Origin of the sequence: Mesorhizobium sp. M2A.F.Ca.ET.039.01.1.1, assembly GCF_003998035.1 — a bacterium.
GTDB lineage: Bacteria > Pseudomonadota > Alphaproteobacteria > Rhizobiales > Rhizobiaceae > Mesorhizobium.
On the sequence record NZ_RZRY01001399.1, the window covers coordinates 1 to 661 of the forward strand.

The following is a 661-nucleotide window of genomic DNA, read 5'->3' on the forward strand; positions in this document are numbered from 1 at the left end:
CTGCGGTGCCGTCACCACCGAAAGGATGACATTCTGCTCGTGCAGCACCTTGTAGTGCTTGAGGCTGTGCATCAGCGCGGTCGGCGCGCTCAGTGGATCGCTGGTCAGGAACACCGCGGTGCCCGACACCAGATGCGGCTTCTTCTTCAGCAGGTTGCCGGCAAGGAAATCCAGCGGGATCTCGTTCCGGCGCGTCTTTTCGAACAAATAGCGGGTGCCGCGGATCCAGGTCCACATGGTGAGCACAATAACTGCGGCAATGGCAAGCGAGGACCAGCCCCCTTCAAACACCTTGACTATGTTGGCCGCAAAGAAGCCGGTATCGACGAAGGCGAACACCGCCATCAAGGCGACCGCGACGCCGAGCGGCCACTTCCAGATGCGCGTCATCACAACAAAAAGCAGTATATTCGTCACCAGCATGTTGCCGGTCACCGAAATACCGTAGGCCGAGGCCAGTCTGCTCGATTCACCGAAGCCGACCACCAGCAGCATCACCACCAGCGCCAGCAGCAGGTTGACGCGCGGCAGGTAGATTTGGCCCGACTGTTTTTCCGACGTGTGCAGGATTTCGAGCCGCGGCAGCATGTTGAGCTGCACCGCCTGCCTGGTCAGCGAAAAGGCGCCGGAAATCACCGCCTGGCTGGCGATCACGGTTGCC

At 60.5% G+C, this 661-nt stretch carries 1 protein-coding gene; it reads right to left on the bottom strand.

All coding sequences use genetic code 11. From position 1 onward, the window contains the following. The coding region (locus EOA24_RS40100; RefSeq protein WP_189354693.1) for a KUP/HAK/KT family potassium transporter at positions 1–661 on the bottom strand (661 nt) is incomplete at both ends.